The organism is Falseniella ignava CCUG 37419, from assembly GCF_000301055.1.
Taxonomy (GTDB): domain Bacteria; phylum Bacillota; class Bacilli; order Lactobacillales; family Aerococcaceae; genus Falseniella; species Falseniella ignava.
Genome location: NZ_JH932301.1, coordinates 104881 through 113490, shown reverse-complemented (window position 1 = coordinate 113490; position 8610 = coordinate 104881). Strand labels below are relative to the sequence as shown.

Annotated in this window: 8 protein-coding genes; 1 reads left to right on the top strand and 7 read right to left on the bottom strand. The window is 37.8% G+C overall.

Features of this window, described 5'->3' with window-relative positions:
- Positions 1-49: 49 nt before the first annotated feature.
- From dnaB to rpsF, 6 genes are all read right to left on the bottom strand, one after another.
- Entirely contained in the window at positions 50-1441 is a 1392-nt protein-coding gene (gene dnaB / locus HMPREF9707_RS04730; protein ID WP_006701551.1) for a replicative DNA helicase, read from the bottom strand.
- Positions 1442-1528: 87 nt separating this feature from the next.
- Positions 1529-1981, bottom strand: a complete 453-nt coding sequence (gene rplI, locus HMPREF9707_RS04725; protein ID WP_006701550.1) for a 50S ribosomal protein L9 — start codon at positions 1979-1981, stop codon at positions 1529-1531.
- A gap of 3 nt (positions 1982-1984) precedes the next feature.
- Positions 1985-3994, bottom strand: a complete 2010-nt coding sequence (locus tag HMPREF9707_RS04720) for a DHH family phosphoesterase (protein WP_006701549.1) — start codon at positions 3992-3994, stop codon at positions 1985-1987.
- 127 nt (positions 3995-4121) lie between these two features.
- A complete protein-coding gene (gene rpsR / locus HMPREF9707_RS04715) occupies positions 4122-4355 on the bottom strand; it encodes a 30S ribosomal protein S18 (protein WP_006701548.1) in 234 nt (77 codons plus the stop codon).
- Positions 4356-4391: 36 nt separating this feature from the next.
- Positions 4392-4937: a single-stranded DNA-binding protein gene (ssb, locus tag HMPREF9707_RS04710; protein WP_006701547.1), complete on the bottom strand. Its 546-nt coding sequence runs from the start codon at positions 4935-4937 to the stop codon at positions 4392-4394.
- 32 nt (positions 4938-4969) lie between these two features.
- A complete protein-coding gene (rpsF, locus tag HMPREF9707_RS04705) occupies positions 4970-5269 on the bottom strand; it encodes a 30S ribosomal protein S6 (protein WP_006701546.1) in 300 nt (99 codons plus the stop codon).
- A 216-nt stretch (positions 5270-5485) separates the two neighbouring features.
- Between rpsF and HMPREF9707_RS04700 the strand changes: the two genes are divergently transcribed.
- Complete coding sequence (locus HMPREF9707_RS04700) at positions 5486-6037, top strand: cysteine hydrolase family protein (RefSeq protein WP_006701545.1); 552 nt, start codon at positions 5486-5488, stop codon at positions 6035-6037.
- 93 nt (positions 6038-6130) lie between these two features.
- Here HMPREF9707_RS04700 and gyrA read toward each other — a convergent pair whose 3' ends face one another.
- Positions 6131-8602: a DNA gyrase subunit A gene (gyrA, locus tag HMPREF9707_RS04695; RefSeq protein ID WP_006701544.1), complete on the bottom strand. Its 2472-nt coding sequence runs from the start codon at positions 8600-8602 to the stop codon at positions 6131-6133.
- Between the last annotated feature and the right edge of the window lie 8 nt (positions 8603-8610).

Below are 8610 nucleotides of genomic sequence, written 5' to 3'. Positions count from 1 at the left end.
AACCTCACATTTTGTAATGTGAGGGTTTTTGTTTCACGTGAAACATTTATTAGACAGGGGGGATTTGAGACTCGTCAAATGGAACTAATGACGAGAACTTATTATATTCTTTTTTGAATAATAACTTCACCGTATCGCGCGCTCCTGCACGGTTCTTGGCGATAATAACTTCAATCGTATTATTCGGCATATCTCCAATCGATGGCGCTGACTCTTCGTCTTCATCTTGTTGATGGTAATCTTCCCGGTAGAGAAATGCTACAATATCAGCATCTTGCTCAATCGATCCGGATTCACGAATATCCGCTAACATTGGTCGTTTATTTTGTCGATGTTCAACGCCACGCGATAGCTGACTTAGCGCAATCACAGGAACTGCTAATTCTTTCGCCAATTTTTTCAACTGACGAGAGATTTCAGAAACTTCTTGTTGACGGTTTTCAGTTCGACCACTTCCATCGATTAATTGCAAGTAGTCAATTACAATTAGACCTAAATCGGCCCTTTCTTGCTTCAAACGTCGACACTTTGCACGAATTTCAGATACTTTTATCCCAGGTGAATCATCAATATAGATTGGTGCATCGGCTAACACATTGGTAGCAAGGGCAAAACTATCCCATTCACTATCCGTTAACTGTCCCGTTCGTAAGTTCGTCGCATCAATATTACCTTCTGCACAAATAATTCGATTTACTAAGTCCAAGGCACCCATCTCGAGCGAGAAGATAGCAACTGGGACTTTCTGTTTGGTAGCCACATTTTGTGCAATATTTAAGGCAAATGCTGTTTTACCCACAGAAGGGCGAGCGGCAATGATAATGAGTTGATCAGGATGAAATCCCGTTGTTAACTTATCCAATTGAACATAGCCCGTTGGCAATCCAACCACTTCTTTTTTTAGCTTCGATAGTTCTTCGACGCGTTCAAACGCTTCAGAAATGAGTGGACGAATCGAGCGAAGTTTATCATTTTGATTGTTCTCTCCGACAGAAAGGATTAATCGTTCACTTTCATCAATAATATTATTTACCGTATCGCCTTCTTGCATCGCAGCTTTACGGACCTTATCGGCTGCATGGAATAAACGACGTAGTTGCGCTTTATCACTAATAATTTGCGCATAGTTATCTGCATTAGCGGCGGATGGCGTCTCTTCCCATAATTCTATAATATATTCTTCGCCACCTACATTATCTAACTCATTGACAGACCTCAAAAGATCAATCAAAGTTACGACATCAATCGTCCGTTCTTGATCAAATAATTGCTCCATCGCTTGGAATATCTTACGATGCTTCTCTAAATAAAAATCATCATCCGTTATAATTGATTGAATCGTCCCAACTTGTACTGAATCCAACATTAATGAACCGAGCACGGCTTTTTCAGCTTCAATACTATTAGGCAATTGATAATTCATTGATTCTAGGTTTTCCATCGGTTCACCTCTTTTAATATTCTATCTTATTATACATCATTTTGTATAAAAAAGAGTAGGAACTCAGTCCTACTCAAAATCTAATAATTACTCTTCGATAACGCGAACTTTAATTTCTGCAGTAACTTCTGGATGCAATTTGATTGGTACTTGGTAATCACCTACAGCAGCCAAATTCTCATCTAATTGAATTTTACGGCGATCAACTTGAATATTCTGTTGTTTTTCAAGCTCCTCTGCAATTTGCTTTGAAGTAATCGTTCCGAAGACCCGACCTTCTTCACCAATCTTAACCGGAATCGTAACAACACATTCTTCACGATTAATTTCTTTTTGTACTTGTAATGCTTCTTGGTGTTCCTCTTCTGCTTTACGTGCATTCGCTTTTTGTTGAGATTTTAGCTTATTTAAGGCGCCTGCGTCCGCTTCTTTAGCTAAATTATTTTTAATTAAATAATTACGACCATAACCTGGACTTACTTCAATTACATCGCCTTTTTTACCTTGCTTACGTACATCTTGTAATAAAATAACTTTCATTTTCTAACCTCCTTGAGATTGATCAATTAACTGGTCAAACAACTGGTTGTACGCTTCTTGTGTTGTTACACCTTCGATTTGGGTAGCCGCATTGGATAAATGACCGCCGCCACCGAGACGTTCCATAATTGTTTGAACATTTTCTTCACCGAGACTTCGCGCACTAATACCTACAGTATTTTCTGTACGTCGGTAGATAACAAAGGAAGCTTCAACATCTTCCACTTCAAGAAGGAAATCTGCTGATTGAGCCGCAGTAACATTATCAATAATAATATCATTATCCGCCACGATAACCGCATATTTTCCTTCAATCATTTGAGTTTTTTCCAACATTTCACTACGTTGCAGCATATGAGCTAGATTTTCTCGCATAATCCGTTGAATTTGTCCAGAATCGGCACCACGTGATTTTAAATAACTTGCCACATCAAAAGTTCTTGACCCTGTTCGATTGGTAAAGTTATTCGTATCTACAATTACACCCGCTAATAATGCCGTTGCTTCAAATTCATTCAATGATTCCGTCGTATTACGCATATTAATAAAGAATTCCGTAATCATCTCACTTGTTGATGATGCGTACGGTTCAATATAAGTGAGTACCGGTCCTTCTGGAAATTCTTCACCACGACGGTGATGGTCAATAATCACCGTATCATATTTACCAATCAACGGCTCGACTTCACTTAAGCTTGGGCGATGATGGTCAACCATTACAACTAATGAATTTTTTGTTGCGACTTGTTTAGCATGGTCAATATCGACTAATATTTCAGCATCCCATAGTCCTGCCGCTTGCTCCATCTCAAGTAATTTTCGAACGTCTTTATTAAAATCTTCTTCATTAACGACAATATAAGTCGGTTTCTTTAAGATTTTACAAATTCGATATAGTCCCAATGCTGAACCAATTGAATCTAAGTCAGGAGTTCGATGCCCACCGATAATAATATTATCCGCATGAGTAATCGATGTTTTTAACCCTTGGTAGACTAATCTTGAACGGATATTGGTTCGTTTCTGACTTTGATCTGTTTTACCACCATAGAAACGTGCACGCTCGCTTTTCGACCGGACTACGACTTGATCGCCCCCGCGTCCTAGCGCTAAATCTAAATTTGCTTGCGCCTGGATGGCTAATTCATCAATTGAATACATATCTTCTTCGGGGTAAGCAATTCCGATACTAAATGAAAGTGGAGTATTACGTGTTAAATACTTCTCACGCAGTGTATCGTAGTATTTGAAACGGTCTTTCTCTAGTTGTTCTAAAACATATTGGTTAAGGAGAAGAATGAATTTTTCATCATCAATTCGCTTCATATATATACCATATTCTTTAGCCCAATAATTTATATCCGTAATAACCTCTGAGTCAAACGTTGTCGACTGCTTATCATCCATTGATTCAACAATTTCATTGTAGTCATCTAGGAAAAGATAACCAAATACTGTCCGGTCTATTTTTCTTAAATTACGAATATCTACTTCCTCTGTCACATCCATTAAATAGAGTGCATTCGACTCTTTTTGATGAAGTACTTTATAGGAATGATTACGATAATTCATAATTTGCCATTGCTTGTCATCTCCAGATAATAAGTCGACAAATTTTTCATCAATTTCATCCATAACCGTGCCCACCAAATCTTTATCCCCTAACATATGTTGCATCATTGGATTAATCCATTTGATTCGGTGATCCGAGGGATTATAAAGTAGGACACCTATCGGCGCACGATAAATTGAATCTTCCTGGGCATTTTTAACATCGGTTGAAAGTTGATTCGCAATTAAATTTAAATTACGAATAATATTCTCATAGTTAAAGTATAAAACAAAAAATGTAATAATTAGTAAGAATAGAAGCATGAGACCAATTTGCCAGCGAAGAAATAGTGCCGCGAATGTGATTAGTAAATAAATTATCGTTATACTATAAACTTGCCAACCAATCTCTAAAGAATGAAATAATTTCATAAATTGTTTAATACGATCCTTATCTAACATACTTCACCTCTTTCCTTCAATGTATATCGCTTATTTTATCATATAATTCAATGTTTAGCCATGATTGGTATAATGTTTCACGTGAAACAAAAAAGAACTAACACTGAGGTTAGCTCTTTCATTCTAATTAGTCTTGAACTACAAATGGTAATAATGCAATCATACGTGCACGTTTAATTGCTGTAGTTAATGTACGTTGATGTTTTGCACATGTTCCCGTAACGCGACGAGGTAAGATTTTACCTTTTTCAGATACGAAACGGTTCAATAGCTCAACATTTTTATAGTCAACATGGTCAATTTTATTAGCACAGAAATAACATACTTTTCTTCTGCGTCTTCCACCACGACGTTGTGCCATGTGAATTCCTCCTTAAATATTTAAACGAACTTCTTATTAAAATGGTAAATCATCTTCAGAAATATCAATGGCTTCACCTTGATCATATCCACTGAATGGTGATTGATCAAATGAAGGATTATATTGATTTGAATTCGATGCATTATTGTTTGCATTGAATTGATTGGATGAGTTACCGTAATTATTTTGATAAGATGAGTTAAAATTTTGATTTTGATTATAAGAATTATTTTGAGACTCTCCACGAGGACGTTGTTCAGTCACAGATTTTGGTTCTAATAAGTGGAACTGTTCCACTACAACTTCGGTAACATAAACACGTTGTCCTTGCTGATTCTCATAATTACGCGTTTGAATTCGTCCTTCAACACCGACTTGTGAACCTTTGCGAGTGAAATTCGCAAAATTTTCAGCTGACTTGCGCCAAATGACACAATTAATAAAGTCTGCTTCGCGTTCACCTTGTTGGTTCGTGAAGTTACGATTGACTGCTAATGTAAATGTTCCCATTGCTATGCCTGATTGAGTAAATTTTAAATCTACCTCTCTCGTTAATCGGCCGACTAATTGAACAGAATTCATTAGATTACCCTCCTAGTGTTTCACGTGAAACATTATTCTTCAACGCGTGTAATTAAATGACGTAAGATACCGCGATTGATACGAGCTAAACGGTCGAATTCATCGATTCCACGAGAATCGTTTGCTGTAGCATGAATTAAATGATATACACCTTCACGGTAATCATTAATTTCATATGCTAAGCGACGTTTACCCCAATCAGCTGATTCTTCGATTGTTGTACCGTTGTCAGTTAAAATACCGTCAAAACGTTCAACTAACTCTTTCTTTTCATCGTCGTTTAAATCAGGACGGATAATATATATGATTTCATACTTTGTTGATTGGCTCATCACTTGCACCTCCTTATGGTCTAATGGCTCTATTGAATAGAGCAAGGAGAGTATTATTTTGATAATACTCACATCAATTAATTATACAAGACAGAAGCACTTTAAGCAAGTGCATTTTAAAGCTAATTTTCATAGTAAAAAAAAGCTAATTTATTGCCCTCTAAAAACTTTTACATGATATAATTGTACTAAATGATTACGAAATGAGGTAACACAATGCGAGGTCTAATTATTGTCGATTATTCAAACGACTTTGTCAGTTCAGAAGGTGCTTTAACAGCGGGTGAACCTGCTCAAGCACTTGATACTTATATTGCTGATTTAGCTGGGGATTTTATTAAACAGGGAGATTTTGTAGCATTTATCAATGATTTACATGTACTTGATGACACATATCATCCTGAGAGCAAAGCTTTCCCACCTCATAATATCCAAGGAACATGGGGGCGCGAGCTCTACGGCGAAGTAGGTCGAGTATATCAAGATAATAAAGAGCAACCGAATGTCTTTTGGTCGGATAAACGTAGATACTCTGCTTTTGCCGGCACAGAACTCGATATTCGATTAAGAGAACGGAATATTACGGAAATTTGGTTAGTTGGGGTCGTCACCGATATTTGTATCTTACACACTTCTGTAGATGCTTATAACTTAGGTTATAATGTGACAATTCCAGAAGCAGGTGTCACGAGTTTCAATCAAATAGGGCACAAATGGGCGCTGGACCACTTCGAACAAACACTGCAATTCAATGTTATTCGTTCATAATTGCAAAAACGCATCGCCAACATACTCAGCGATGCGTTTTAAATTTATTCTATTATATCTAAGTTATAAATATACTAATACTTATTCATCATCTTATTGCGATTCATCCTCATCTTCAACCGAAGAAATGGCAGTTAATGAGCTTACTTTCGCGCCTTCATCTAGTCGAATCATTCGAACACCGAGGGTAACACGTGACGTTTGGGATATGTCATTGATATCAAAGCGAATCACAACACCTGTATCCGTCATAATCATAATATCCTCACTACCATCGGTGGAAACTAGACCCGTTAAGTACCCACTCTTCTCACTTAAACGAACAGTCTGAACACCGAGTCCACCACGATTTTTCAAACTATATTCTTCTACGGCAGTTCGCTTACCATAACCATTTTCAGTCACCACTAGAATTTCTTCCCCAGCGTTGAATACATCCGCTGCGACAACATAGTCATCTTTTCGAAGACGAATGCCTCGAACACCAGTAGCTGTTCGGCCCATCGGACGAACATTTTCTTCATGGAAAGCCATCGCGTAACCATGACGCGTTCCAATAATGATTGCTTGGTCACCATCTGTTTCAAATACATTGACTACTTCATCATCTTCTTTCAAGTTAAGAGCAATCAAGCCATTTTGACGAATATTAAAGTAATCACTAATATTGGATTTTTTAACCGTTCCAGATTGGGTTACAAAGAATAAGTAGCCATCTGACACACCTTGTTCTTCTCGACGTGATTCAATCGCAATCACTTCCTTGATCGATTCACCACTATCAAGACTTAAGAAGTTAACAATTGGTAATCCTCGAGCTTGACGACCATATTCAGGGACATCATAGCCTTTGGTTCGAAAGACCCGTCCTGTATTTGTGAAATAGAGTAGAGTATCGTGAGTCGAACAAGAGATTAATGTCTGAATATTATCGTCTTCCCCTAATCCCATTCCACGGACACCTCGGCCACCGCGACGTTGAACTTGGAACTCATCTTGATCCATTCGTTTAACATAGCCGTTGTTCGTCAAAGCAATCAAGACTTTACTCTCAGGGATTAAATCTTCATCTTCAATGTCAGTTAATTCACCGACTTGAAGCTCCGTACGTCGCGCATCAACGAAGCGAGAATTTAACTCTTGTAACTCATCTTCGATAATTTCTAAGATTCGCTGCTCACTGCCAAGTATTTCAGTCAATCGTTCGATTAATTCTATTAAATCTCGATGTTCTTTTTCGATTTTCTCACGTTCTAAACCTGTTAATCGAACTAATCGCATGTCAAGAATGGCTTGTGCTTGTACTTCGGTCAAATGATATTGACTGATTAATTTATCTTTGGCAGTATCTCCATCATGAGATGAACGAATAATATGAATAATCTCATCAATATGGTCCAGTGCAATTAATAAACCTTCAAGAATATGTGCTCGATTTTCTGCTTTACGCTTATCAAATTCTGTTCGACGACGAATAACATTGACTTGATGCGCAATATATTTTTCTAAAATTTCTTTTAAACTTAAAATCTTAGGAACCCCATGATCAATTGCCAACATATTGAAGCCAAAAGTAACTTGCATTGCTGTATATTTAAATAAATTATTTAAAACTACATTGGCTGATACATCTCGATGAACTTCAATCACGATTCGAGTACCTTCTCGACCGGATTCATCGTTACAATAGGTAATTCCTTCAATTTTTTGTTCACGAGCTAATTCTGCAATCCGTTTTACAAGTTTGGCTTTATTGACACCATACGGAATTTCTGTCACAACAATTCGCTCTTTTTCGCCTCTCATCGGTTCAATATCAACTTTTGCACGAACATAAATACGTCCACGTCCTGTCGCATAAGCTTTCCGGATCCCTGCTTTACCCATAACAATCCCGCCAGTTGGAAAATCTGGGCCTGGAATGTATTCCATCAATTCTTCCACCGTAATTTCAGGATTATGAATTAAAGCAATCACGCCATCGATGACTTCAGACAGATTATGAGGTGGAATATTTGTAGCCATACCGACCGCAATTCCAGCAGCACCATTTACTAATAAATTTGGAAAGCGTGCAGGTAAAACAACCGGTTCACGTTCTTCTTGCGAATAGTTATCCATAAAATCAATCGTATCTTTATTGATATCTCGTAACATTTCAAGCGCAATTCGTGACATACGTGCTTCGGTATAACGCATTGCCGCTGCACCGTCACCATCGACTGAACCAAAGTTACCGTGTCCGTCTACTAACATTTCACGATAACTAAACGGTTGTGCCATTCGTACCATTGCATCATAGATTGCACTATCCCCATGTGGATGATATTTCCCCATCACATCTCCGACAATCCGAGCTGATTTCTTATAAGGTTTATCCGGCGTGACACCAATTTCATTCATTCCGTATAAAATACGACGTTGCACAGGCTTCAAGCCATCACGTACATCAGGTAAGGCCCGTGAAACAATGACACTCATTGCATAATCGAGGAAGGAGGTTCGCATTTCATCCGGCAAACTAATCGATTGAACTTCACGATGATTGATAAATTCTTCCGTCATTGATTATC

Coding starts and splice junctions, on each gene's coding strand:
- gyrA (WP_006701544.1), bottom strand. CDS start 8,602: ATGACGGAAGAATTTATCAATCATCGTGAAGTTCAATCGATTAGTTTG.
- dnaB (WP_006701551.1), bottom strand. CDS start 1,441: ATGGAAAACCTAGAATCAATGAATTATCAATTGCCTAATAGTATTGAA.
- rpsR (WP_006701548.1), bottom strand. CDS start 4,355: ATGGCACAACGTCGTGGTGGAAGACGCAGAAGAAAAGTATGTTATTTC.
- HMPREF9707_RS04700 (WP_006701545.1), top strand. CDS start 5,486: ATGCGAGGTCTAATTATTGTCGATTATTCAAACGACTTTGTCAGTTCA.
- HMPREF9707_RS04720 (WP_006701549.1), bottom strand. CDS start 3,994: ATGTTAGATAAGGATCGTATTAAACAATTTATGAAATTATTTCATTCT.
- ssb (WP_006701547.1), bottom strand. CDS start 4,937: ATGAATTCTGTTCAATTAGTCGGCCGATTAACGAGAGAGGTAGATTTA.
- rplI (WP_006701550.1), bottom strand. CDS start 1,981: ATGAAAGTTATTTTATTACAAGATGTACGTAAGCAAGGTAAAAAAGGC.
- rpsF (WP_006701546.1), bottom strand. CDS start 5,269: ATGAGCCAATCAACAAAGTATGAAATCATATATATTATCCGTCCTGAT.